The following is a 22,985-nucleotide window of genomic DNA, read 5'->3' as shown; positions in this document are numbered from 1 at the left end:
GGGAATACAAGCATTAAAATTTTAAAAAAATGAGTGACACCATCCTTGAAATATTAATTGACAACTCTGGAAGCATGGGCTATATGACAGGCTATCCACAGCATGAAGGAAAGTTTTTAATTGATGGCCTGACCCGAATGGCTTTGATAAAACAGATTTTGGCAGAGCAAATTATTCCCACAATTGACTACGCCAACCAAATCACTATCCGCACTTTCCGATTCAATAGCAAAAAAGAGGAAGGCAAAGTTGTTGATGAACTTTCAATTCCAATCATATTTCAAGGCGCTTTTGACAAGCAAAAAATTTTAACTGTAATTGCCTCACTGCAAGACCCAGCAAGTGGTGGTACTCCAATTACAGCAGCCATTAATAAAGCAGTGACTAATTTATCCAAGTACCCAAACAGCGATAGAAAAATTATTATGCTTACCGATGGAGAAGAAACCGGGGAAGGCGACTATAGGGAAGCAGCAAAAAAAGCTGAACAACTGGATGGGATACCTTGTAAAATTTTTATCATTGGTCTTTCTCAAGATAATCAATCAGAAGAAAAATCTCGTGAAATTGCCTCAGGAGGCTACTACAATATAAAAACAAAATCCTTCGCTGCCAATGAAATCCAAAGAGTTTTAGCACCGCTTAAAACTGCTATTCTGCGAAACACAAATCAAAATATTCAAACTATTTCCAACAGTATTCATCCTCAAATTCAACCTGCTAAAATCAAAGAAACAGTTGAGAAAAAAATTGCTGCGGTAAACCAGCAACATAAACAAGCAACCATTTTACAGCTTGACGAGTTGGAAAATAAAATCCAGGAGCAGGTATCTAATAGTCAAAAACTACTTGAAGAGCTTTCATCATTAAAAGAATTGTTCAGAGTGGATGCATTGCTTGATTCAGGGTTTGATGCAACAACCTTGACCATAGACAGTGAATACAGTGAAAGCATTAGACAACGCAGCGAAAAATTTCTCCATGAAATTTTATGCCACAAGTATGGACTTAATAAAGTTAGATGGTTGAATGAAAATGGCGAAAGTGGCAAACAACACGATTTTGAAATTTTAGATGACATTGGAAATATTTCAACATTGGTAGAGTGCAAGGGAACTTCAATGGACAAACCCACTTTTTATCTAACTACTAATGAATGGAGTCATTTCTTAAAAAATAAAGAAATTTACCAGATCTACAGAGTATTCAATGTTGATGGCAATATGAACGCTGTGTGTATTCCAAATTTACATTTAGCTCTTTTAAAGGAGCAAGTAGTTCCATATTTACAAAAGCCTGAAATTCTTAAGGAAGGCAGAGTATTTCTAACTTTGAATGCAATACAATGATGTGCTGTCCACTAGCACAGATGGTAGCATTACATCGAAACCACCTCTACTTGAATATCATGAGCCTTAGCCCGTTCAGTAATCTGCTCCAACTCAATAGCCGTAGAATCCTCAATCCACTCCTCTCCACATTGTGTGCATACTAGCGCAGGAACATTGCGGATGACGATTAGGCTAGATTTCAGGTCAAGTACAAAAGTAGTTGTCCCTTTTTCTATCTTTCCGCTACAGATAAAGCAACATGGCGAAATTGGTTTCATATCTTTTGTGTATAAATTGAATTGAAGTTACCCTAAAAAAGGGGGCTAATCAAGTTATAGTTTTGATTTTTGGCCAGAAGTGCTTAATTTGTAAAAAAGATCACTATGCATCTGCTCGAAACAGCAACAGCAATTCTTAGCGCGAACAAGGATGTCCTTTTCCATAAATACCCCATCAAAGAGTTAGGGATATTTGGGTCTGTTTCGCGCAAGGAAGAAAAATGCAGATAGCGACATTGATATTTTGGCTGAATTTTCCGAGCCTGTGGGTTGGGAGATGGTTGACTTAGCCTCAGAATTGGAAGAATTGCTTGGGTATAAAGTCGATTTGGTTTCTAAAAAAGCTGTAAAGCCAAATTTGATACCTTTTGTAATCAAAAGTGTTGTGTATATCTGAGCGTACTGATGGATTATATTCTTGAAGTGACAAACAATTTTGGAAAATAACGTAAGGTACTTATGAGAAGCATTTCAGATCCCATATCCGGAAATCAGAGCACTGACTCAACAGAAATATATTTACGTTTGGAGACTGGTAGTGCAGAATTCAGAAATTGTAAAATCATAAAGTATTACATAAGGAAAGCATTTTTTTTGTCTCTGTTTTTTTTATTTAACATAGTATACGGGTTGTCTCAAACGAATCCAAATCATGTGAGGGTTAGAGGTCATTATCGAAGTGATGGTACGTATGTAAGCCCTCATTATAGAACTGCTTCCAATTCTACCAATAGGGATAATTTCTCGACATTAGGAAATATTAACCCTTACACTGGTCAGTCTGGTTGGGTTAAACCTGACAATTACGCACTTAGTTCAACATATAGCGGATGGAGTAATAGTTATACAAGTAATGATACAAAACCTTGCGCGCAATTAAACTGTACTGAGTATCGATTAGTGTACAGTTCTGGTTATATGTATAAGCAATCTAGTTTTTGTAAATTACATACACCTAAATGCTCAAACCCTAAATGCAGTCAACCAAGAATGATAAATTATTTTGGCTCAAGTTATTTAAATTATTGTGATGACCATGAGCACACATGTAAGACAGCGAATTGTTTTAATATTGCAAGGGTGGACGATTCAGGTTATCAAAAGACTCAGACAAATTATTGTACCGTCCATACTCCAAAATGCAGCAACCCATCATGCTCCAAGCATGCTAAAACTAATTTTCTCGGTTCAAGTTATGAAAAGTATTGCAGTGACCACGAACACACCTGTGAGACAGCGAATTGTTTTAATATCGCAAGGGTAGACGATTCAGGTTATCAAAAGACTCAGACAAGTTATTGTACAGTTCATACGCCAAAATGCGGCAGCCCATCATGCTCTAAGTATGCTAAATCTAATTTTCTCGGTTCTGTTTATGGAAAGTATTGCAGTGACCACGAACACACCTGTAAGACAGCGAATTGTTTTAATATTGCAAGGGTCGATGATTCAGGTTATCAAAAGACTCAGACAAGTTATTGTACAGTTCATACACCAAAATGCAGTACCTCATCATGCTCCAATTATGCTAAAGCCAATTTTCTTGGATCAGGCTATGAAAAGTATTGTAATCAACACAAAAACAATTAATATGCAACAAACAAAGGCTTTCTGTTCATGCCACCTAACCGCTATCCCATAACAGCTCATCACCCCCTCCCCTCCAACTTCTCAACCCTCTCCTCCAACCTCCGTACCGCCTCTTTCAACAACCGAATCTCCGTCTGCAATTCCTCCTGCGGCAAAAAATCCGTTAATTCTGCACCATGCGCTTGAATCAAATAATTCACTATCCGACCCAAAGTCTTTTTGTTTTTGCCATTTAAGGCCATTGAGACCCAGCTTTGGTACATGGGTTCTCCGTCAAACGCTGCAATGAGGTTTGCCAGTTCTCCTTGGGTAGAGTACAGGTTGAGCGCTTTCAGTTTGCTGGCCACCAATGCCGGGACAATATTTTTTTTCATAAAAAGGATAAAAAATTTGTATTTATACAGTATAAATCTGTATTTTTGATTGAAATTTGATTTTTAACCGTTCTAAAATCCTAAAGTATTGAAAACTCTTCATCCTGCAAAACATTACCTCGCTGATTAAATAAATACAACCATATGTCAAGTTTTGAATGGGATCCAGAAAAAAACAAAAAGAACCGGTCGAAGCACAACGTAGATTTCCGTGAAGCGCAAGAAATCTTTGATGACAAAAATGCCATTGAAAGACTTGGAACTTTTCGGGATGAACCCCGCATTATAAGAATAGGCAAAACGACAGCAAAGTTCATCTTGGTTGTCGTTTACACCATGCGGGATGTGGTAGTGAGGTTAATCTCTGCGAGGCAAGCGAGCAAAGAAGAAAGAAATGCTTATCTTGAGAATCGCTTTAAACAACAAGAAGATGAAAACTGAACAAGCCTTGGCAATGATCAAGAATGGGGAAAGTTTAAAAGGCGTTGTACTTGAAGACCTAGATACTGTTCAGGTGAGTGTTCGGGATGCTTTATCCTTTGCACGTTCTGGAATTGTTATTCCTGAGCAAAATGTATTTTATGATGATGCCGACATTGCGTATGACGAAGAGATTGATGAAGTAGAATGGTCAAAGGAAAACCTCAGCCTATCCTGGGAGGAAAAAGCAAAATTATTCAGCGAGTCCAAGCAGGAAGGGGCCAAAAACAACTTAAAACCAGTGACCCTGGAAATAACTACCAACGATTTGGAGGTAGATACCTGGTTGCGTGAGAATCGGGAAAGGCTAAGCGAAGTGATTAAGCCCATTGTCAAAAGTTTATTTGAAGCGGAGAAGATGATCAAAGTGAAATAGTAACGTCCTGATCAGACAATTCATCTTCACCCAAAAAAGCAAGAATGTACATCTTCAGCTACCACTTTAAAAAAGGTTTTTATGGATTTCACTTGTGGTTTGGGTGAATAGCTGTGCCATTTCAGATCAGCCTGCATCCAATAGATTTTCCACACGTTTTGGGTTTGTACAAAGGTAGTTTTGGCCATTGGCGTTTCCGTGATGTCAGCAGGATTATCCCATTGAGGCCGGACTTCGTACACGAGTACGCTTTGTCCTTCAATGCGATAAATCAGGTCAAGTTTTGATCTGATTGCTTCAGGTGGTCTGCGCAACTCCAGGAAGTCTTCTCCCGCAGCCTTGATTTCTTGCAATTGTTTTTCGGTTAATGCCATAGTTAACTTTTGAATATCGGGTTTTAAAATCGTCTTCAAAGATATTCAAATCTGGCTCGTAAGAATATCCTGCTTTCAGACGAATTCCAACCACTCTATCCGCTCAAAATGCTTCCGATTCAAAGTCGCAATTGGCAGCGTATGCTGCAAAGCACTTGCGGCTATCAGGATGTCCCTAAATTCAATCAACTTATTTTTTGTGCGTAAATCAAGATAAATTTCGCTAGCAATTTTAGCAGTGTCCAGGTTGAAATCTAGCACGGAGATTTGTTGGCAAATCTGTTCTACATCTTGTTTTTTAGCCTCTGAGGTTGCTCCATTGAATAGCTCGAACACTGAAATGGAAGACAAATAAAGCTCGTTGTCACTAAACAGTTTTGTAAAGTTTGTTTCTTGTCGGCTATTGCTACGAAGATAATCAATCACAATTGAGGTATCAATTAAAATTCGACTACTTTCCATTGATTGATAAGATTCTGACTTTCAATAATCGCTTGCTCATCTGCCTCATCCCAAACACTCATCGAGGATAATTTTTCCAAGCGCTCCGCTTTACTGCCCCGATCAATGGCATGTGGCAATGTTGCCACATCTTCTGCCGCAGCTGGCAAAATAATCACTTCCACCTCTGTATGTTGAAAAGAGGCGGGCAATTCAATGACTAACTTCCCGTTTTCAACCTTATAAATACTTCTGATCGCTTGCATGTTGTGATGATTCGTAGGACAATTTAAAGTCTTTTGGGTAGAAATCAAAGTTATCCTAAAAAAAGGGTTCCAATTTAACCCCAATCAAAATCGGATTAGAACAAGCACTTCAAAAAAACCAATAATTACTGTTTCTCCCTTCGCCCTCACGCCTCATCCAACGCATCAATCTGCGCCTTATATTCCCCCGGCAGCAAAATACTTTTAAGCAACCAGTCCATTTTCATCAATCTACTGATTTTATAAACCGGCACGACCGGAGTCAGCAGTGAAAAATCGCTAAAATGCAATAGCGCTTTCACCCGATCAGGAACCACCAGTTTTTGTCCTTCGATTAAAACTCGAAACCGCATCGCCCCCAGGTGTTTTTTATACTGTTGAAAAAGGTCGATGGTGTAGGTACTTTGTTCCAGGTCTGCTGCTAAATGTGCTGCCCTGACGGGTAGCCATTCCTCATAGGTAGGGGGGAGTTCTTTTAAACCCATCCGTTTGCCCACGCGGTAAAAAACGTCATACACTTCCGCTTTTTCGGCCTCATTTAGCTTTCGTTCGAGCAGCTCATAAGCGGCAATCGAATAATAAATGAGCATAAAGAGCACATCGCGATAAGCCCAGTCGGGGATTTCTGCGCCGCGTTTTTTTTCCACAGCATCGTGGATTTGCCGCATCGTGTCAATGGCCGCATGGGCGCCTTCCAAGGGAGCAAAAACGATCCTCCTGGCGTATTGAACGGTAGAAAACAGCCGGCCCAAAGGATCGGAAGGCAACCTGCCCGTAAAGTACAGCCAGTCTACCGCTTTATTCAAGGCAAATTCAGCAGCAGCACCTGCAAAAATGAACAGGATGGTGTCGCTTTTGCCCCAAATTCGCCGAACGATGGAATTTTTTTCAACAAAGTACTGCATACCTTTCCACGGTTTGATGTTCAATCACGAACAGGTTTAGACTCATTTACAAAACCTAAAATATCCGTAAACATAAGCGCAATTTATTCACTTCAATTTTGACAAGCTCTAAGTTTTTAAAGCGTTTCAACTATTTACACTTCCGTTACATCATTTTACACTCCATATAGCCTTCCAAAATGCCCAGTGATCTACCTTAGTAGTGGGGCAAAAATAAGTGATCATTTTTCCTGAGCCAGAGGATTAGATAAGACACTTGAAATGAAACGTTTACTTATCTAATCCTCTGGCAAAATGATCACTTATTTTTTTATCGCCCCTTAACAAAAAAAGTTTTTCCATGAAAAAAAATCACTCCCTCCTAATTTTTTGCGCTCTGGTTCTTTTGGCAGCTGCCCATCCACTTTGCTTAGGACAGACCAAAGTTGCCCAAGAACCCATCGACCAATACGTGGTAGAAGTTTTTGAAGACTCCAAAGGCAAGCTCTGGTTTGGAACCTTGTCCAAAGGGGTAGCCTTTTATGATGGAAAAAAACTCAGCTACCTTTCCACTAAACAAGGCTTAATCGGAAACGCTGTGGTCAGCATTGTTGAAGACCGCAAAGGTAATATGTGGTTTGGCACCCAATCCGGTCTTTCCAAATACGACGGCAAAACCTTTACCAACTTTTCCCGCAAAGATGGGCTTATGAACAACCAGGTTTCCGATGTTTTAATCGATAAAAAAGGAAACATTTGGGTGGGAACCTGGGGTGGGGTTTTTCGCCTCAATGGCAGTACTTTTTCCAGTTTCCCCCTCCCTATCCCCAATCTACAGCTATTGAGTTATCAAACTACCATGAACTGGGTGACTGAAATCATGGAAGACAAGAAGGGCAATATCTGGTTTTGTAGAGATGGTTACGGTGCTTGTAAATTTGATGGAAAATCCTTTACCCATTTCACCAAAAAGGACGGCCTGGCCTCCAACAATGTACAAGCCATTCAAGAAGATAATCAGGGCAATATTTGGTTCGGCTCCAGAATTACGGAAAAAGATAATCCCGACCCCAAGAGCAGAACTGGCGATGGGGGACTTAGTCGATATGATGGTAAAAAAATCATTCAATACCCGGCTGTAAAAGGTTTAAGTAAAAATGAAACCTACGCCATCCACGCAGGTCGCTCCGGAAAAATCTGGATTGGCGCCAACCGTGTGGGGGTTTATTGCTACGACGGAAAAAAATTCACGCTGTACAGCGAAACCGATCGAGCAGACCTGATGCCTTATGGTTATGGCATTCAAGCCATTTTGGAAGATCGTAAAGGGAGGATTTGGTTTGGATTATCAGGGGGGCTTTTTCGGCTTAAAGATTCAAAGATTGTACATGTGTCTGAAGCCGGGCCCTGGGAATAAAACTCAAACAGCTTCTGAAGTCAGAAAAATTTATTTTTTTGGTATACCGACAAAGCTGACCCCAGTTTATACGATGGGAAGATTCAGGGGGGAACGATTTCGAAGTGGAGGAGTGATATTTTGTTGGATTGGGCAGAGCGATGGGAGTGGTTGCGTTAAAGTAAAAGAAAAGTGTAATTCATAGATCAAGTCTAGACCATTCCAGATCAATGATGCTTCTTTTCCAAATGGTGGCAGTTTGCAGGCATTTTATTTTCTAGCCCCGCCCATCCAGAATCTCCCAAAACTCCTATCTTGCTCACCATTAGTTCACGCAAAATTCTTCCATCACATGAAACGTCGTGATTTCCTCCATCAGATGACTTATACTGCGGCGGGTTTAGCCGTGCTGCCGCTGAGCAGCATGGACCTGGACAGCAGCAAAAAAATGTTTTTTGAAATTTCGCTGGCTGAGTGGTCGCTCCACAATGCCCTGTTCAAAAAAGAAATGACCAACCTGGACTTTCCGGTGATGGCCCGCAAAGAATTTGGCGTCGGGATCGTTGAATACGTCAACCAGTTTTTCAAGGACAAAGCCAAAGATACCACTTACCTCAACGAGCTGCTCATGCGTTGCAAGGACAACGGCATCAAGAACCACCTCATCATGATCGACGGGGAAGGCAACCTGGGTGCTACCGATGCTGCGGAACTCAACAAAGCCGTAGACCAACACAAACAGTGGGTAGAATGCGCCAAATACCTGGGCTGTGCTACCATCCGCGTGAATGCCGCCGGCAGAGGCACCGCCGAAGAAGTAGGCAAAGCTGCCGTAGAGGGTTTGAGCAAAATTGGCGAATTCGGCGCGAGCATGGGCATTAATGTGCTCGTTGAAAACCACGGCGGCTACTCCTCCAATGGCAAATGGCTATCCGGCGTGATGAAGCAGGTCAACATGAAAAACGTAGGTACGCTACCCGACTTTGGCAACTTCTGCATCACCCGCAAACAAGGCTCCTATGATTGCGCCGAGGAATACGACCGCTACCTGGGCGTAGAAGAATTGATGCCTTTTGCTAAAGGGGTGAGCGCCAAAACCCACGACTTCGACGCCGCTGGCAACGAAACCCATACCGACTATGTAAAAATGATGAAAATCGTGAAAAAAGCGAAGTTCAAAGGTTATGTCGGTATTGAGTATGAGGGACAAAAAACGCCTGAAAAAGAAGGAATCAAATTGACCAAAGCCCTGCTGGAAAAGGTGGGCAAGATGATGTAATACAATATTGAACCACCTTAGAAACTTTAGACACCTTAGCACCACCTTAGAGGCAAAACACCTGAGGTGATTCTAAAGTGCCTATAGGTGCCTAAGGTGGTTCAAAATAAAACAACCCATGAATTTCGATCAAATCGACGCCTTCATCGCCGCCGGACTCAAGGAAGACATCGGCACGGGCGATGTCACCTGTCTCGCCTGCATCCCAGCTAGTGCCCGCAACCGCGCCCGCCTGCTCGTCAAAGACGAAGGGGTGCTCGCCGGAGTAACCATTGCCGAGCGCATCTTTAAAACCCTGGATCCCACAGCTCATTTTGAAAAAATCCTCGACGACGGCACCAACATCAAGTATGGAGATGTGGCATTCATTGTCGAGTGCCACTCCCAGGCCCTGCTTCAAGGCGAACGCCTTACGCTCAATACGATGCAGCGCATGAGCGGCATTGCCACCATCAGCAAGCAATACCACGATGCCGTGGCCGATTTACCCGTCAAAATTTTGGATACCCGCAAAACTACTCCCTTAATCCGCTTTTTGGAAAAATGGGCCGTACGCATTGGAGGATGCCACAACTACCGCGATGGCTTGTACGATTGGTTCATGATCAAGGACAACCATACCGATGCCTGTGGCAGCATTCAAGCGGCCATTGAACGAGTAGATGCCTATCAGCAGGAAAAAGGGCTGAACCTCAATGTGACGGTAGAGGTGCGCAATTTGGAAGAACTCCAGCAGGTGCTCGATACGGGAAAAGTTACCCGCATCATGTTGGACAATTTCCAACTGGAGACCATGCGTGAAGCTGTAAAAATAGTGGGCAATCGCTTCGAGACCGAGGCTTCGGGCGGAGTAACCCTGGACACACTTCGTGCAATTGCACTCACAGGTGTAGATTACATTTCGGTAGGTGCACTGACGCACTCCGCCCAAAGTCTGGATCTGAGTTTAAAGGTGTTGAAGGACTAGTGGTTTTCGGAAGGATCTGAACAACGATCAGATCGGCGAAGAAGCTTTTATTTTATCTTTTATTGAAGCTATTAGGGCAGGAGAAGGTTTTCGTCGGTCTATTTTAGTCTTTATAAATTCTCTAAAAGTCTGCTCTTCTTTTAAAATGTGCATGAATGCCGGGTTTGTCTGAATCTCGCGCAGGAGATCGCGGCTGTCTTTGTCACTGAGTTCGTTGTCCAGGAATAACCCCACCTTTTTAATGAACTCATCATTGGTGATCGGACTCTTTACCATAGCTTTGTTTTTTTGTGGCGATCTTCTAACGCATGATTTTAATCATGGTAAGTAGATCCTCCGGTAGCATTTAATTAAGGTTAACTAGAACCCCATGGTTTTAACCGTGGGAAGGTACAAATTTCAAGTTTTCACTCTTGCACCCAACCCATGGCTTCAGCCGTGGGTTTTTTAGCCACAGGCTAAAAAAAAGGCCCCTTCTTCGCACCGTCCCAGGTATGGATCAGAAGAAAAGGCCTTCTCCCAGCCAAGGCTGGGTTTATCGATTGTCTTTGAAGCCCATAGACTGAGCGTACAATTGCAAATCTTCTTTGACGGCATTCCGTGCCCGGTTCAGTCGCGAACGCACCGTTCCGATGGGAATATCCAAAATTTTGGAGATTTCTTCGTAAGAAAAATCCTCCACATCGCTCAACAGCAATACTTCCCGAAAGTTCATCGAGAGTTTGTTGATGGCCATCGTGACTTCGTCACCCATTGCTGACTCGTAATTTTCCACTGCCAAACCCGCATGTGCGCTGATGTAAGGCGTGTTTTCACGATTTTGATAGGCGATGACCTCATCCAACTCTTTCATCGCAGGACCACGGCTTTTGCGGCGGTAGTCGTTGATGAAGGTGTTTTTCAGGATTTTGAACAGCCATGCTTTAGCGTTGGTGCCTTCAATGTATTTGTCGATGGCCTTGTACGCTTTCATGTACGTTTCCTGCACCAAATCTTCAGCATCCTGCTGATTGTAGGTCAGATGGTAAGCAAAAGTAAGCAGCGCCTCCGCCTGAGGCAGCAACTCCTCCTCCAGGATACGATCGTAATTCATGCTTTGCGTTGCTTGTGCTACCATAAAGTTAGGATTTTTTAGGTTTCAATGCATCAACCTTATCCTAAATTAAAAAGTTCCCGCGTATTTAAAAAAAGTTTAGAAGGTTGAGGGAGGTTGAGGAAAGTTTAGGCTACCGCGAGCGACTTAGACAAGGACAATGTCAAAATCGCTCGCGGTAGCCTAAACCTCCCTAAACTTTCTCAACCTCCCTCAACCCTTATTCGCCAATTGGCCGCAAGCCGCGTCAATATCTTTGCCCCGACTCCGGCGTACCGTCACCGTGATTTCGCGCTCGCGCAGGTAGCGCGCAAAGGCGTCGATGCGGTCTTCCTCCGATTTGAGGTAAGGCACATCGCCAATTGGGTTGTACTCGATGATGTTGACCCGCACGGGGAAGCGACGGCAGAGTTTGGCCAGTTTGGCGGCATCTTCGAGACTGTCGTTGACGTTTTGGAAAGTAATGTATTCGTAGCTGATGCGGTTGTGGGTTTTGCGGTAGAAGTATTCCAGCGCTTCCATCAACACGGCCAGGTTGTTCTGCTCGTTGATGGGCATCAGTTCGTCGCGCTTGAGGTCGTCAGCGGCGTGGAGCGAGAGGGCCAGATTGGTTTTGCAACCATCATCGGCCAGTTTTTTAATCATTTTGGCAATACCCGCAGTGCTGATGGTGATGCGGCGGGGCGACATGTTGAGGCCATCCGGAGCGGTTAGGCGCTCTACGCTTTCCATCACGTTGTTGTAAGCGAGAAGCGGCTCACCCATGCCCATGTACACGATATTGGTAAGCGGATGCCCAAAGGTTTCGAGGCATTGTTGATTGACCATCACCACCTGATCCACTATTTCCGCGGCGTCCAGGTTGCGCACGCGCTTCATTCGCCCGGTTGCACAAAACTTGCAGGTCAGGCTACAGCCCACCTGACAGGATACACAAACGGTAAAACGTTTGTCTTCTGGCACTGGAATCAACACCGATTCGATGAGGTGGCCATCGTGCAGGCGAAATCGAGATTTGATGGTGCCATCGGCGCTGCGTTGCACCTTGTCTTCCACGATGCCGTTGATGACAAAATTTTCGGCCAGTTTCTCCCGCAGCCCTTTGGATAGGTTGGTCATGGCCTCAAAAGAACGTACGCCTTTTTGCCACAACCATTCGTGGACCTGTTTGGCCCGGAATTTGGCTTCCCCCATTTCTTTGAACAGCTCCCCTAATTCTGCCAACGAGCGCTGTCGGATATCCATGCGTTCTTTTCCGTTCATGGGCGCAAAGATACGATAAGTTGAAATGTTGAAGGGTGAAATATTGAAATGACCGGTCACTGAGCGAAGTCGAAGTGCCGGTCATTTCAATATTTCACCCTTCAACTTCAAACCTTCACCATTTGCACCTGCGACAATTTCACCATTCCCTCTGCTCGATCCGAATAGGATAAAAGTAAATTGCCAGGTTTTACATTGAGTTGACGCAACAGGTTTTCGGGCTTCGCAAATGTCACCGTTTTTCCCGCAACACTAGCTTCCATCTGGCCATTCAATTGATCCAAACAGGTGATCACCAAATTTTTTGGCGCAGTGCCGGAAAAATTGCGGTCACAATCCAGGGCATAATTCAACAAATCCACATCGAGTGGTGCCACCCGTTGATGGCCTTGCCACTCGTTGTAAACATTGGTTTCAATGGGGTTGGGGGTATAACTCAACTTAAGGCCTTCATTCGACAAAAAACCTTTGCCGTGGCGGGTTTGGTAAGCCCGCGTGATGTAAAAAAGTTCGGGTAGTGGCAATTGGTAGCTTTGAATTAATTCCATCGCATTGCGCGAAGTGGTGTACGCCCGCGTCACGTTGGGGAAAAACCCAAAATCGCGATCCAGCAAAATTCCCTGGCTGCCTTCAAAGATTATGGCATCAAAGCCTAATTGGTAAATGCGTTTTTCCAAAAAAACTTTTTCTTCCACCACTTCAATCAGCGGTAAAATGGCTTGTACTGCACTTTTAAAAGCCGTCACGATCTCCTGCAAATCCACCATCAGCATGGGGTTGTGCACTTTACGGCGGTAGTATTCACCAATGGCCAGCAACTTTTGCTCCAGCACAGCGGGATAAAAAAGATCCTGAACGTACAAGCGGTAGGGCGTCAACTCGTTGCGCTCCATGGTTGCTCCAAAGCCCATTCCACAGCTCCCGTGCGCGTTGATTTTTTCAGAGGATTGATTGTGGAACACATCGTAAGGGGTGGTTACCTGGGCCAGCGCATCGACATACATTTTGGGTACAAAGCCAGCAGAATTGACCTGCAAAGCCTGGTACTCTTTCCAGAAATTCTCTGGGGCAAAAGCGCAGTAGCGACTCCAGTACGTGGCCGCACCCGCCAAACTACCTGCCCCCAGGCTCGAAAACACATGCCTTTGGCCATCGGCAGTAACGACGGTATGCCCAGCCTGGTGCCCGCCTGAAAAACGAATTACCAGTGGCCAATCGGCCTGGCGGCACAGGTAGTCGGTGGTTAGGCCCTTGCCTTCGTCTCCATATCCTAAACCAATTACAATTTGTGTTTTCATGGTGTCAAGATTTATGTAGAGAATATGCGATTATTGAGCAACCCACAAGCCCCATCGGGGCGAAATATGGGTAGAAATGAGGTGCCCGGTTTTTTCAAAGTCCCGTAGGGACGAAATGTGGGTTGTTTTGATCACGAATACCCATATCGCGTCCCTGACGGGACTGTTGATACACTTGGTCGTGGTCTGACTACCCATATTTCGCCTCTAACAGGGCTTCGTCTGAACTAAAGTTTGACCACTCCGCTATTCCCTCCTGCTTTGATCACATCCGTGCTCACCAGCATCAAGGCGTTTTTCACAGATTTAGCCGTTGCATAATCGAATTCCGCTGCTACTTTGTCCAGGTTGGCACCATTGATGACTGCTACGGTGGAGGCAATCAACTCGGCCACGGCCATGTGTTGGTCCAAAATCAGGGCGCGTTCACCCAGGAGTTTTTTCCAGTAGCCGATCACGTCGGGGTTGTCTTTGTAGCCCGTTTCATTGATGTGGATGTGGAAAACGTGGTACATGCGTTGGGCCTGCGCCAATACCTGAGCATCGGTAATCGGATCGGTTTGGGCATAACCCATCAGTTCTTTCAGGCGGGGTGCGGCCACCGAATCCCAGTTTTTTTCGTCACCAATCGTGAATAGGAAACCTTTGTTGCCTCTTTTTTCGAAACAATCGATGCTGGTGTGGCGGCCTGCCACCAACCAGGCCAAGAGGTAGGATTCCATGTTTTGGCCACCACCACCACCTTCGATGTAGACTTTGGAAAGGCATTCGTTCAATTCATCCGTTCCCGATTCAAATTGTCCAATTTGCAGGGGAGCACGGTCGGTGTGGTGGTCACCGATGGCGGAAAACATCACCTGTGGGTCTTCCACACCGTGCGCCAACAAGGTGTCCATCAAAGAACCCAATTTGTGGCGAATCAACATCTCCGGAATTTGGCCCATCGAGCCCGTTACATCCAGAAATACGGCAATTGCGATTGAATTGGGGTGTGCATCGGAGTCGCGGCTTTCGCGGAAAACGAGCCCTTGCGGGTCCATCGTGGGGTTCATGCCGCTGCTGAAAATTTGATCAGCAGATTTGCCGGAATAGGAAGTTTTTAAGTGCGAATAAGCATCGCTAGACCATGAAGTGTAGCCCATAGTTGTTTATTTTTAGGATTATAAAAGTTGATTAAAGATTTAAGGGTAAAAACTTTTTCGGGAAGTGCTTGTCCAGCAACTTGCGGTACTTGTCGTAGCATTCAAATGCGTCGGTATGTGCAGTAAGTAAAAAGTCAATCATCGCGGGGTTGTGCGTTTTTTGTAGCTTGATGCCCATCCCGGAGGGGTCGCCGAGTAGGGTGACAATGGTTCGTTTACTCAGTTCCAGGTCGATCATCGGCACTGCTTTTTTGTCCACAAACAGGGCATTGGGATACCAGTGCTTGTACTTGGCGGAGATCGTTTTTAGCGCTCCCTCCAACGGAGTAAGGTGGTAAAAAGAGCTCAGGATGATGCCGTGGGTTTCGGGTACCACCAATACACTTTCGGGATTGATGCCGCAGTGCGTCCAGCCTTCCTGCGCCAGCCAGGTATTGAATTCCAACAAGCGGGACAAAATCCAGTTGGCGTGCCCTTGTGGCAAAGTCAGTCCCGTGAGTGGTGCCGCACGGTGACGGAGCTGAAGCGTCAATGCTTCGCCATCCAACGTCATCGATTCGGGTAGGTAGCGGTGAAAATGTTGGGCCGCCGGGTGGCGCAAACTTTTGAGGTAGCCGTAATTGCGGTAAGACTGCAACAGCAATTTGGGGTCGCCTACAAAAGTAATCGTAGTGTTCTGGGCCCGCACTGCACCTGCATCATCACTAAAGCGGTAACCTTTTTCCCATCCTTCCTTTAAGGCATTCAAACGGGCAAAAGCATCGGCTGCACCAGAGATGCTACACAGGTCTGGATGCAACAACCGGGCCATGTCGCTGTACTGTTTTTTCCAGTTGTTCAACTCCAGTACTTCGCCCAAATGACTGGCGTTGTTGATTTTGTAGATGAGTTCCTGTGGTGACATATACTTAGTTTTGATTCTAAACTAACCTTCAATGATTCAAATATACAAAGACTTAGTTTAAAAGTCAAACTAAGTTCGATTTTTTTCGATAAAAAAGGAAGGAAAAACGAGGAAAAGGCTCTTTTTTAGGATATACGGAAAGAGTCGTGGAAAGGTTATCCTTGGGTAGGTAAAATTACTAGGCAGGAAATCAGAAATTTAGACTGAATCAGACGGGTTGCATTGCTCGGAGGACATGAATTGCCTCCAGCTTCAGCTGGTGGGTTGAAGGTCAAATCTTGAATGGGCTTTAGCCCAAACCTTAATCTTTAAGCTAGGGCTGAAGCCCAAAAACTAGTGTTTACTGCTTATCCACCAGCTGAAGCTGGAGGCAACTCATGTCCTCCGATTCCAATAAACAAAAATACCCAGTAGTATGAATTAGTACTTGCCTGCTAAATTTTGTCTATAAACCAATATCCCGAATACCCCTACACCTAACGTATTCATAGTGCCGTGCAGGGCATACATCCAGGGAATGGATAAAAATGGAGGGAGGAAATAGTTGCGCCAGCCATACAATAAGGCGAGGATCATTCCAGTACCTAGACACAAAAACAACCCTAAGCTAGCTAATCTTTGATTCAAAGGTTGTCCTGATTTCAGCGCCAGTCCAGCATGCCAAAAGGCTACACCCAAGCCACCTAAGGCCATCAAAGTAGCCGCAAAAGTCTCCAGCCATGGATCGATCCCAAACTGTGCTGAAGTAATCCCCACGGCTACCGCCGGAATGCCCAACAATACGGCCCAGGCCGCCCAACGCTGCCAGCGTGAAGGCTCCCTTTGGCGCAGAAGATTCGACAAGACCCAGGGCAACAAAAAACCAGCATAGTGAAAATGCGCCGCAGTGAGCAAAATGATGATCGAACTAAACCCCAGTGGTGCCCAATCCAGGCGGTCGCTGAATGCCGCCAGTGGGCCAATTGGAAAATACAGGTATGCTGCAAATTGAGCCTTGTCGGCCAGCTTTGATGGCGATAACATCAGTTTTTGAAAAGCATTTCCCAATAACCAAACTGAAACCAACACCCAAGGTAGGGCCAATAATGCCGCCAGTATACCTGGTTCCTGCAAATAAGCCAACAGCAAGACCCAAGTCGACAGGATTACAGCCAAACGCTCAGCTTTTGTCTTCAAGACCCCGGACTGCCGCATCGCCATAGGCACAAATACCATCGCCCCCAACAAGACCAACAATTCCACCCAATCCTTTTCCAAAGGCTGCACACTGCCATTCCACACCCAATACAGCACCAGTCCCAATCCTCCGGAAATTAGTTCCCAACTGTTTATTCGCTTTCCCATACTATTCACTATTCATTTTTCATTTTTCACTTTTCACTTTTCACTCTTTCTTCCATTGCCGCAAAAGAATCGCGCCGAAACTTCCGCTGGTAAGCCCGCGCCAGCGGATAAGCCAACCACACATACCAGCGATTGGGCTTAGAAAAGGCTTGAATGGAATACCACACGCTGCCATCATCCCTCAATTCAACCCAAAAAATCTCCTCACCCCTTTCAATGTGTGCTGGTAAGGTTCCATAAGCAAAGCCAAAACGGGTGGGCTCGTCGATGAGGTAAACGATGCGGGAACTGTTGCGCCACCACCATAACCCAAATATCCTGAACAGGACCAGGACGACGCTGCCCGGTTCTAATGGGGCATTCTTGGGGTAAATTTGTGTCCAACCTGGCGGGAACATCGCCCATTCGCGCAAGGCTTGAGCTGCTGCCCGAAACACCCCATCGCCAAAACCCAGCAGGGTAGCTTCGTGGTCGTGGTCATAACCAGGGGGAGGATCAACAGCGCTGCTACCTACTTCTGGATAAGCATAAGCTTGGGCTTGTTGTGTTTGCCAATGTTGGGCCAATGAGGCAGCGTTGGGAAGGGTAAAAGAAGGGTTCATTGTTTTCAATATATTTTGAAAGTATTGAAATTTAAACGCCTCGCTTTTTGATTTGTTTTGATTGACTGCAAAAAATGAGGCAGAAAAAATATTTAAAAAAAATCTCCTCATCCTGGAACGAAGCCAGGAACTCCAAACACCTTCTTTTGTGATCGGGATCAACCTGATTCCATTTTGGATGAAGTAAGATGAGGTAAAACGGCTTAGTAGCCCGCTAGAAGAATTGTTCTAGCGGGCGTTTTTATTTTCACACTATATTATTGGCAAGTTTTGTCCTAAAAGTCCAGAAATTATTGAACTTTACGGTAATGCTTGAACGGCGAGTCATGCTTTTCCCATTTAAAACCACTGTTTATGTTTCAACAGCCCTCCATCCAGCGCAGCTGGATCAGCCTTAGTCTTTTGTTGTGGAGTGTGGGCCTTTTTGCCCAACCCGTTTCTAACCACGGCAACAAGTTTGAACAAATCACCGACCTGCTTCCCGATCCCAATAATTACCGCAACATTGACGGTGCACCTGGCCCACAATACTGGCAACAACGCTGTGATTACGACATCGAGTGTACCCTGGATGTGAACAACCTGCGCCTCAACGGCAGCGAAAACATCACTTATGTCAACCAGTCGCCGCAAATCCTGCGTTACATCTGGCTGCAACTCGATGAAAACCAACACGCCGCCGATAACCCCAATCAGGTTTTTGACCCCACCAGCATCAACGCCACCATGAGTGAAAACCAGATGCAGGGCCTGGAACCCGCCAAGGGCAAAGAGAAATTTGGTTGCAAAATCGAAGAAGTGGTCGATGCCAATGGCAAGGCGCTCAAATACAGCATCAACCAAACGATGATGCGCATCGAGCTACCCGAACCCCTCAAGCCGGGCAGTTCCTTTGCTTTCCGCGTCAGATGGCATTATTATTTGGTGGACCGCATCAACATTGCCAAAATCATGAGCAATAGCGCCACCAACCTGGCCCGTGGTGGCTACGAATATTTCCCGGACGAGGACAATTACATTTTCACCATCACCCAATGGTATCCCCGGCTCTGTGCCTACAGCGATTTTGCGGGTTGGCAAAACAAACAATTCACCGGGCGCGCTGAATTTGCGTTGACCTTCGGCAATTTTGTGGTCAAAATGACGCTGCCCACCGATTATGTGGTTGCGGCTACGGGGGAATGCCTCAATTATTCCACCTTGCTCAGTCCGGCTCAATACACCCGTTGGCAACAAGCGCAGCAATCCAAAGAGCCCATCGAAATTGTCACATTGGAGGAAGCTAAAAAAACGGAAAAAGCCAAACGTGCCACTGAGCTAAAAACCTGGATTTACAAAGCAGACAATGTTCGCGATTTTGCCTGGGGAGCTAGCCGCAAGTTTGTCTGGGATGCCTTGGCTAATACCACCGAGGAAGGCAAAAAGGTGATGTGTATGAGTTATTACGCCAAGGAGGCCTACCCAATCTATCGAAAGTATTCCACCAAAGCCATTCAGCACACCATTAATACCTATTCCAAATACACCATTCCATTCCCCTATCCTACCGCCATTTCTGTAGAAGCCGCCAACGGCATGGAATACCCGATGATTTGTTTCAATCCGGGTAGAGCGGAGCCCGACGGCACCTATTCGGAAGCGACCAAAATTGACGCAGTCTCCACCATCATTCACGAGGTAGGGCACAATTATTTTCCGATGATCATCAACAGCGACGAGCGGCAGTGGAGTTGGTTTGATGAAGGCTTCAACAGCTTTGTCCAGTTTGTGGCCGAGCGGGAAATGGACAACGATTACAAACCCTGGTTTGGCCCAGCGCACCAGATTGTGGATTACATGAAGCTGCCCAAAGACCAGCTAGAGCCCATCATGACCAACAGCGACAATATCATCGACTTCTTTGCCAATGCCTATCGCAAACCCGCTACTGCGCTCAACATCCTGCGCGAAACGGTAATGGGCCGGGAGTTATTCGACTACGCCTTTAAGGAATATTGCCGCCGCTGGGCTTTTAAACATCCCACGCCAGCCGACTTTTTCCGCACGATGGAAGATGCCAGCGGGGTGGATTTGGACTGGTTTTGGCGCGGTTGGTTTTTTACCACTGATGTGGTGGATATTTCGCTGGATAGCATCAAGTACTACCGGGTGGATTTGGACAATAACCCCGTGAAAGAAGAATTTGTTGAAAAAAACAAGGTCGAAAAACCTTTTTACGACATCAATAAGGTACGCAACAAAGAAGCGGGCAAAGTGCCCTTGATTGACCGGGATACCAGCCTCAAGGATTTTTACACCACTTACCAGCCTTGGGCTACAGCGGACTCCATTGAGGAAGTCAAAGTATCCCTCTACGATCAAACCTACAGCAAGGAGGAAAAAAACAAACGTTTTGGCGATAAGCACTACTACGAACTACAGTTCAGCAACAAGGGTGGTCTGGTGATGCCGATCATCCTGGAATGGACCTTTGCCGATGGCAGCACTCAAGTCGACCGGATTCCCGCCGAAATTTGGCGCAAAAATGAAAGCCAGTTCAAAAAGGTCTTCGTCAAAGACAAGATGGTGAAAGCCGTACGCCTCGACCCCTTCCGCGAAACCGCCGACATCGACGAAAGCAACAACAACTGGCCAGTAAAACAGGTGCCGACCCGCTTCCAGGTGTTCAAAGCCCATAAAATAGAGGAAGGTCCAAATCCGATGCAGAAAGCAAAGGCTAAAAAGGTAAGGCCGTGAAGAATGGGTGTGGGTTTGAGTGTGAATGTGTGGGTGTGTTGGCCTTTCATTCACTCTGGGAACTACGCCAACCCACGGCTTCAGTCGTGGGATTTTTGCCCCACCTTCAGGTAGGGGCAAAAAAAAGGAGGCAGCGCTACCACAGCACTACCTCAGCCCTAACCAAATAAAACCAAATTATATTTTTCGAAAAAATTCTGCAACTTGTTGAAAACAAATGGAGTTATTGTAAAAAGTACAATTACAAATTTTTCAATAACTCTTTGTTCTTTTTAATTGATAGCGCTAAAATATGGCCTTTTTTTGAAAATATCAAATCTTTTTTCCAAAAAGGATACTTTGTTTAATTTACAAACAAAGCCATTTTTGTACAATTAGATTTTATACTAAGCAAAACCCCCTTTTCGGCGATAAAAATTTGCTTTTTTCGAGAAATAGAAAATTTTTTTCCAAAAAAGCCGAAAAAACTTTTTTTGCCCTTTTTTGAACTTTTTTTTGATTCACGCAATGTACCATTAATACCACTTACTCATGAAGCTGAAATTGTTTGCGTTATTGCTTGTACTCGGATGCCAATTGCAAAATTTACACGCTCAAGCCAATGCAAAATCGGATGTCGACGCTTTTTACATCCGCGAAATTTACAATAAGGCGCTCACCCAAGGGAAATCTTACCCCTGGTTGGACTACTTATGCAATCGGATCGGGGCCCGTCTGAGTGGCACGCCACAAGCTGCCGCTGCGGTAGAATACACCCGCCAAATGTTGGACACCATGGGATTAGACTCGGTCTGGATTCAACCCTGTATGGTGCCCCATTGGCAACGTGGGGAAAAAGAAGTAGTGCGGGTGGTGCATTCCAAAATGGGGAGTTTTGACCTCAAGGCCTTGGCCCTGGGCAACTCCGAAGGCACGGGGCCCAACGGCCTGAGTGCCGAAGTCATTGAAGTCAAACGCCTGGACGAACTCGAAAACTTGGGCCGAGAAAAACTCGCCGGAAAAATTGTCTTTTTCAATCGCCCGATGGATCCAACCCAACTCAATACTTTTGCCGCTTATGGTGGGGCCGTAGATCAACGTGGCCTGGGGGCTTCCCGTGCTTCCAAATATGGTGCGCTAGCTGTTTTGGTGCGTTCCATGACCACTCGCCACGACGATGTGCCCCACACGGGTAGCACTTCTTACGAGCCTGGCATTACGCCCATTCCCGCCCTCGGCATCAGCACCAACGATGCCGAACTACTCAGTCGCCTGCTCAAAGACGAACCCGTTCGGGTATTCATCCGCAACACCAGCCACATGATGGGCATGAAACCCTCGCACAACGTGATCGGTGAAATCCGGGGCAGTGAAAAACCGGAAGAGATCATCCTGGTCGGTGGCCACCTCGATTCCTGGGACGTGGGTACTGGTGCACACGATGACGGAGCGGGTTGTGTGCAGGCTATGGATGTGCTACAGGTATTCAAACGCCTGGGGTACCGCCCCAAACGCACCATTCGTTGTGTCTTGTTTATGAATGAAGAAAACGGACTAAAAGGAGGCCAGGCTTATGCCGAAATTTCCAACCGAAAGCAAGAGTTTCACCTGGCTGCCATTGAGTCAGACCGAGGTGGCTTTACGCCCAGAGGCTTTACCTGCGAATCGGAAAACCGGGCTTTTGATAAAAAGTACAAACAAATCATGGAGTGGTCGCCGCTGCTGGAAGCCTATGGACTTACGTTTAAAAGGGGTGGCTCAGGGGCAGATATTGGCCCCCTGCGCTCGCAAAAAGGGGTTTTGTTTGGCTTTGAACCCGATTCTCAACGTTATTTCGACTATCACCACACCGCCATTGATACTTTCGACGCCGTCAACAAACGCGAATTGGAGCTGGGCACCGCTGCTATGACCGCGCTGGTGTACTTATTAGATAAATTTGGGTTGGAATAACCGGAGACTTTGTAAACATTTGAATCCTGTTAACAGCACCTTGTACAAGCTTACATTACTTTTGTACAAGTTTTAAGAACCTCCGTTAAAATGCGGAACAAAAACGACGTTGCCATGAAATATTTGATCCTTGCCCTATTGGCCCTGAGCACATTTGGAACCCTTGCTGCTCAAAGCACTGCCGAAGCCACTGTGAAAAAAAGTGAAGCTTCAGCCAAAAGTAAAAAGAAAGCACCCACTTTGATTTGGGACAAAATCGAACACGATTTCGGTGCCATTCCTCAAGGCAAACCCGTGACTGCGGTTTTTAAAGTGAAAAATAAGAGTAAGTCGCCCATGATTTTTACTTCGGTGAATGCCTCTTGTGGCTGTACTACACCTAATTACACCAAAGAACCCATTGCTCCTGGAAAAACTGGCGAAATCACCGCTACTTACAATGCCCTGGCGCCGGGCGAGTTTACCAAGCAGGTGACCGTCATCACTAGCCTGAGTGACGAACAAGTGGTATTGCGCTTGAAAGGGAAAGTGGAGCAAGCAGCAAATTAGTTAAAAAGTTGAGAAGGTTGAGGGAGGTTGAGGGAGGTTGAGGGAGGTTGAGGCTACCGCTAGCGACACTTCGACTTCGCTCAGTG

Annotated in this window: 24 protein-coding genes; 10 read left to right on the top strand and 14 right to left on the bottom strand. The window is 45.6% G+C overall.

What is annotated here, in order from left to right; genetic code table 11:
- The first annotated feature begins 29 nt into the window (after positions 1-29).
- Positions 30-1,349: a protein NO VEIN domain-containing protein gene (locus ACEW9O_RS14355; protein ID WP_373550867.1), complete on the top strand. Its 1,320-nt coding sequence runs from the start codon at positions 30-32 to the stop codon at positions 1,347-1,349.
- Between the two features lie 29 nt (positions 1,350-1,378).
- On the opposite strand, the gene ACEW9O_RS14350 is transcribed toward ACEW9O_RS14355, so the two are convergent.
- Complete coding sequence (locus ACEW9O_RS14350) at positions 1,379-1,609, bottom strand: type II toxin-antitoxin system MqsA family antitoxin (RefSeq protein WP_373550866.1); 231 nt, start codon at positions 1,607-1,609, stop codon at positions 1,379-1,381.
- A 193-nt stretch (positions 1,610-1,802) separates the two neighbouring features.
- Between ACEW9O_RS14350 and ACEW9O_RS14345 the strand changes: the two genes are divergently transcribed.
- A complete protein-coding gene (locus tag ACEW9O_RS14345; protein WP_373550865.1) occupies positions 1,803-2,006 on the top strand; it encodes a nucleotidyltransferase family protein in 204 nt (67 codons plus the stop codon).
- A 1,252-nt stretch (positions 2,007-3,258) separates the two neighbouring features.
- Here ACEW9O_RS14345 and ACEW9O_RS14340 read toward each other — a convergent pair.
- Entirely contained in the window at positions 3,259-3,573 is a 315-nt protein-coding gene (locus ACEW9O_RS14340) for a hypothetical protein (RefSeq protein ID WP_373550864.1), read from the bottom strand.
- 144 nt (positions 3,574-3,717) lie between these two features.
- On the opposite strand from ACEW9O_RS14340, the gene ACEW9O_RS14335 reads away from it, so the two are divergent.
- On the top strand, positions 3,718-4,014 hold the full coding sequence (locus ACEW9O_RS14335; protein WP_373550863.1) for a BrnT family toxin: 297 nt from the start codon (positions 3,718-3,720) through the stop codon (positions 4,012-4,014).
- Positions 4,004-4,429, top strand: a complete 426-nt coding sequence (locus ACEW9O_RS14330) for a hypothetical protein (RefSeq protein ID WP_373550862.1) — start codon at positions 4,004-4,006, stop codon at positions 4,427-4,429. The genes ACEW9O_RS14335 and ACEW9O_RS14330 overlap by 11 nt, the downstream gene beginning before the upstream one ends.
- A 26-nt stretch (positions 4,430-4,455) precedes the next feature.
- Here ACEW9O_RS14330 and ACEW9O_RS14325 read toward each other — a convergent pair whose 3' ends face one another.
- The 4 genes from ACEW9O_RS14325 to ACEW9O_RS14310 all read right to left on the bottom strand — a co-directional run bounded on the left by ACEW9O_RS14325 (position 4,456) and on the right by ACEW9O_RS14310 (position 6,415).
- On the bottom strand, positions 4,456-4,803 hold the full coding sequence (locus tag ACEW9O_RS14325) for a DUF3024 domain-containing protein (protein WP_373550861.1): 348 nt from the start codon (positions 4,801-4,803) through the stop codon (positions 4,456-4,458).
- A gap of 75 nt (positions 4,804-4,878) precedes the next feature.
- Positions 4,879-5,265, bottom strand: coding sequence for a type II toxin-antitoxin system VapC family toxin (locus tag ACEW9O_RS14320; protein ID WP_373550860.1), 387 nt, complete (start codon positions 5,263-5,265; stop codon positions 4,879-4,881).
- Positions 5,244-5,510 (bottom strand): hypothetical protein, encoded by a 267-nt coding sequence (locus tag ACEW9O_RS14315; protein ID WP_373550859.1) that lies wholly within the window; start codon positions 5,508-5,510, stop codon positions 5,244-5,246. The genes ACEW9O_RS14320 and ACEW9O_RS14315 overlap by 22 nt, the downstream gene beginning before the upstream one ends.
- A gap of 146 nt (positions 5,511-5,656) precedes the next feature.
- The gene (locus ACEW9O_RS14310; RefSeq protein ID WP_373550858.1) at positions 5,657-6,415 is read right to left on the bottom strand and encodes an oxygenase MpaB family protein; all 759 of its coding nucleotides are present in this window, start codon (positions 6,413-6,415) and stop codon (positions 5,657-5,659) included.
- Between the two features lie 340 nt (positions 6,416-6,755).
- Here ACEW9O_RS14310 and ACEW9O_RS14305 point away from each other — a divergent pair, with 340 nt between their 5' ends.
- From ACEW9O_RS14305 to nadC, 3 genes are all read left to right on the top strand, one after another.
- Positions 6,756-7,811 (top strand): two-component regulator propeller domain-containing protein, encoded by a 1,056-nt coding sequence (locus ACEW9O_RS14305; protein WP_373550857.1) that lies wholly within the window; start codon positions 6,756-6,758, stop codon positions 7,809-7,811.
- 331 nt (positions 7,812-8,142) lie between these two features.
- On the top strand, positions 8,143-9,069 hold the full coding sequence (locus ACEW9O_RS14300; RefSeq protein ID WP_373550856.1) for a sugar phosphate isomerase/epimerase family protein: 927 nt from the start codon (positions 8,143-8,145) through the stop codon (positions 9,067-9,069).
- Between the two features lie 118 nt (positions 9,070-9,187).
- Positions 9,188-10,036 carry a carboxylating nicotinate-nucleotide diphosphorylase gene (gene nadC / locus ACEW9O_RS14295; RefSeq protein WP_373550855.1) on the top strand — a complete coding sequence of 283 codons (849 nt, stop codon included), beginning with the start codon at positions 9,188-9,190 and terminating at the stop codon, positions 10,034-10,036.
- A 27-nt stretch (positions 10,037-10,063) separates the two neighbouring features.
- On the opposite strand, the gene ACEW9O_RS14290 is transcribed toward nadC, so the two are convergent.
- From ACEW9O_RS14290 to ACEW9O_RS14255, 8 genes are all read right to left on the bottom strand, one after another.
- Positions 10,064-10,312, bottom strand: a complete 249-nt coding sequence (locus ACEW9O_RS14290) for a hypothetical protein (protein WP_373550854.1) — start codon at positions 10,310-10,312, stop codon at positions 10,064-10,066.
- Positions 10,313-10,571: 259 nt separating this feature from the next.
- The gene (locus tag ACEW9O_RS14285; protein ID WP_373550853.1) at positions 10,572-11,153 is read right to left on the bottom strand and encodes a sigma-70 family RNA polymerase sigma factor; all 582 of its coding nucleotides are present in this window, start codon (positions 11,151-11,153) and stop codon (positions 10,572-10,574) included.
- Between the two features lie 189 nt (positions 11,154-11,342).
- Positions 11,343-12,392, bottom strand: coding sequence for a 23S rRNA (adenine(2503)-C(2))-methyltransferase RlmN (gene rlmN / locus ACEW9O_RS14280; protein ID WP_373550852.1), 1,050 nt, complete (start codon positions 12,390-12,392; stop codon positions 11,343-11,345).
- 107 nt (positions 12,393-12,499) lie between these two features.
- Positions 12,500-13,690 (bottom strand): adenylosuccinate synthetase, encoded by a 1,191-nt coding sequence (locus ACEW9O_RS14275; protein ID WP_373550851.1) that lies wholly within the window; start codon positions 13,688-13,690, stop codon positions 12,500-12,502.
- Positions 13,691-13,917: 227 nt separating this feature from the next.
- Positions 13,918-14,832, bottom strand: a complete 915-nt coding sequence (locus tag ACEW9O_RS14270; protein ID WP_373550850.1) for a hypothetical protein — start codon at positions 14,830-14,832, stop codon at positions 13,918-13,920.
- Between the two features lie 31 nt (positions 14,833-14,863).
- A complete protein-coding gene (locus tag ACEW9O_RS14265) occupies positions 14,864-15,736 on the bottom strand; it encodes a hypothetical protein (protein ID WP_373550849.1) in 873 nt (290 codons plus the stop codon).
- Positions 15,737-16,156: 420 nt separating this feature from the next.
- The gene (locus ACEW9O_RS14260) at positions 16,157-17,080 is read right to left on the bottom strand and encodes a YndJ family transporter (protein WP_373550848.1); all 924 of its coding nucleotides are present in this window, start codon (positions 17,078-17,080) and stop codon (positions 16,157-16,159) included.
- A 26-nt stretch (positions 17,081-17,106) separates the two neighbouring features.
- Entirely contained in the window at positions 17,107-17,682 is a 576-nt protein-coding gene (locus tag ACEW9O_RS14255) for a DUF1990 family protein (protein WP_373550847.1), read from the bottom strand.
- A gap of 354 nt (positions 17,683-18,036) precedes the next feature.
- Between ACEW9O_RS14255 and ACEW9O_RS14250 the strand changes: the two genes are divergently transcribed.
- The 3 genes from ACEW9O_RS14250 (at position 18,037) to ACEW9O_RS14240 (ending at position 22,899) form a co-directional block, all read left to right on the top strand.
- Positions 18,037-20,418 carry a M1 family metallopeptidase gene (locus ACEW9O_RS14250; protein ID WP_373550846.1) on the top strand — a complete coding sequence of 794 codons (2,382 nt, stop codon included), beginning with the start codon at positions 18,037-18,039 and terminating at the stop codon, positions 20,416-20,418.
- Between the two features lie 531 nt (positions 20,419-20,949).
- Entirely contained in the window at positions 20,950-22,350 is a 1,401-nt protein-coding gene (locus ACEW9O_RS14245; protein WP_373550845.1) for a M20/M25/M40 family metallo-hydrolase, read from the top strand.
- Between the two features lie 114 nt (positions 22,351-22,464).
- The gene (locus ACEW9O_RS14240) at positions 22,465-22,899 is read left to right on the top strand and encodes a DUF1573 domain-containing protein (protein ID WP_373550844.1); all 435 of its coding nucleotides are present in this window, start codon (positions 22,465-22,467) and stop codon (positions 22,897-22,899) included.
- Positions 22,900-22,985 lie beyond the last annotated feature (86 nt).

This window comes from Haliscomenobacter sp. (genome assembly GCF_041740695.1).
Lineage (GTDB): Bacteria > Bacteroidota > Bacteroidia > Chitinophagales > Saprospiraceae > Haliscomenobacter.
The sequence above is the reverse complement of the archived record's forward strand: the minus strand, read 5'-3'. Positions and strand labels throughout refer to the sequence as shown.

Bases quoted from the DNA above. Each gene is read 5' to 3' on its own strand.
- ACEW9O_RS14355 (WP_373550867.1), top strand. From the start codon at position 30: ATGAGTGACACCATCCTTGAAATATTAATTGACAACTCTGGAAGCATG.
- ACEW9O_RS14350 (WP_373550866.1), bottom strand. From the start codon at position 1,609: ATGAAACCAATTTCGCCATGTTGCTTTATCTGTAGCGGAAAGATAGAA.
- ACEW9O_RS14340 (WP_373550864.1), bottom strand. From the start codon at position 3,573: ATGAAAAAAAATATTGTCCCGGCATTGGTGGCCAGCAAACTGAAAGCG.
- ACEW9O_RS14335 (WP_373550863.1), top strand. From the start codon at position 3,718: ATGTCAAGTTTTGAATGGGATCCAGAAAAAAACAAAAAGAACCGGTCG.
- ACEW9O_RS14330 (WP_373550862.1), top strand. From the start codon at position 4,004: ATGAAAACTGAACAAGCCTTGGCAATGATCAAGAATGGGGAAAGTTTA.
- ACEW9O_RS14325 (WP_373550861.1), bottom strand. From the start codon at position 4,803: ATGGCATTAACCGAAAAACAATTGCAAGAAATCAAGGCTGCGGGAGAA.
- ACEW9O_RS14320 (WP_373550860.1), bottom strand. From the start codon at position 5,265: ATGGAAAGTAGTCGAATTTTAATTGATACCTCAATTGTGATTGATTAT.
- ACEW9O_RS14315 (WP_373550859.1), bottom strand. From the start codon at position 5,510: ATGCAAGCGATCAGAAGTATTTATAAGGTTGAAAACGGGAAGTTAGTC.
- ACEW9O_RS14310 (WP_373550858.1), bottom strand. From the start codon at position 6,415: ATGCAGTACTTTGTTGAAAAAAATTCCATCGTTCGGCGAATTTGGGGC.
- ACEW9O_RS14305 (WP_373550857.1), top strand. From the start codon at position 6,756: ATGAAAAAAAATCACTCCCTCCTAATTTTTTGCGCTCTGGTTCTTTTG.
- ACEW9O_RS14300 (WP_373550856.1), top strand. From the start codon at position 8,143: ATGAAACGTCGTGATTTCCTCCATCAGATGACTTATACTGCGGCGGGT.
- nadC (WP_373550855.1), top strand. From the start codon at position 9,188: ATGAATTTCGATCAAATCGACGCCTTCATCGCCGCCGGACTCAAGGAA.
- ACEW9O_RS14290 (WP_373550854.1), bottom strand. From the start codon at position 10,312: ATGGTAAAGAGTCCGATCACCAATGATGAGTTCATTAAAAAGGTGGGG.
- ACEW9O_RS14285 (WP_373550853.1), bottom strand. From the start codon at position 11,153: ATGGTAGCACAAGCAACGCAAAGCATGAATTACGATCGTATCCTGGAG.
- rlmN (WP_373550852.1), bottom strand. From the start codon at position 12,392: ATGAACGGAAAAGAACGCATGGATATCCGACAGCGCTCGTTGGCAGAA.
- ACEW9O_RS14275 (WP_373550851.1), bottom strand. From the start codon at position 13,690: ATGAAAACACAAATTGTAATTGGTTTAGGATATGGAGACGAAGGCAAG.
- ACEW9O_RS14270 (WP_373550850.1), bottom strand. From the start codon at position 14,832: ATGGGCTACACTTCATGGTCTAGCGATGCTTATTCGCACTTAAAAACT.
- ACEW9O_RS14265 (WP_373550849.1), bottom strand. From the start codon at position 15,736: ATGTCACCACAGGAACTCATCTACAAAATCAACAACGCCAGTCATTTG.
- ACEW9O_RS14260 (WP_373550848.1), bottom strand. From the start codon at position 17,080: ATGGGAAAGCGAATAAACAGTTGGGAACTAATTTCCGGAGGATTGGGA.
- ACEW9O_RS14255 (WP_373550847.1), bottom strand. From the start codon at position 17,682: ATGAACCCTTCTTTTACCCTTCCCAACGCTGCCTCATTGGCCCAACAT.
- ACEW9O_RS14250 (WP_373550846.1), top strand. From the start codon at position 18,037: ATGTTTCAACAGCCCTCCATCCAGCGCAGCTGGATCAGCCTTAGTCTT.
- ACEW9O_RS14245 (WP_373550845.1), top strand. From the start codon at position 20,950: ATGAAGCTGAAATTGTTTGCGTTATTGCTTGTACTCGGATGCCAATTG.
- ACEW9O_RS14240 (WP_373550844.1), top strand. From the start codon at position 22,465: ATGAAATATTTGATCCTTGCCCTATTGGCCCTGAGCACATTTGGAACC.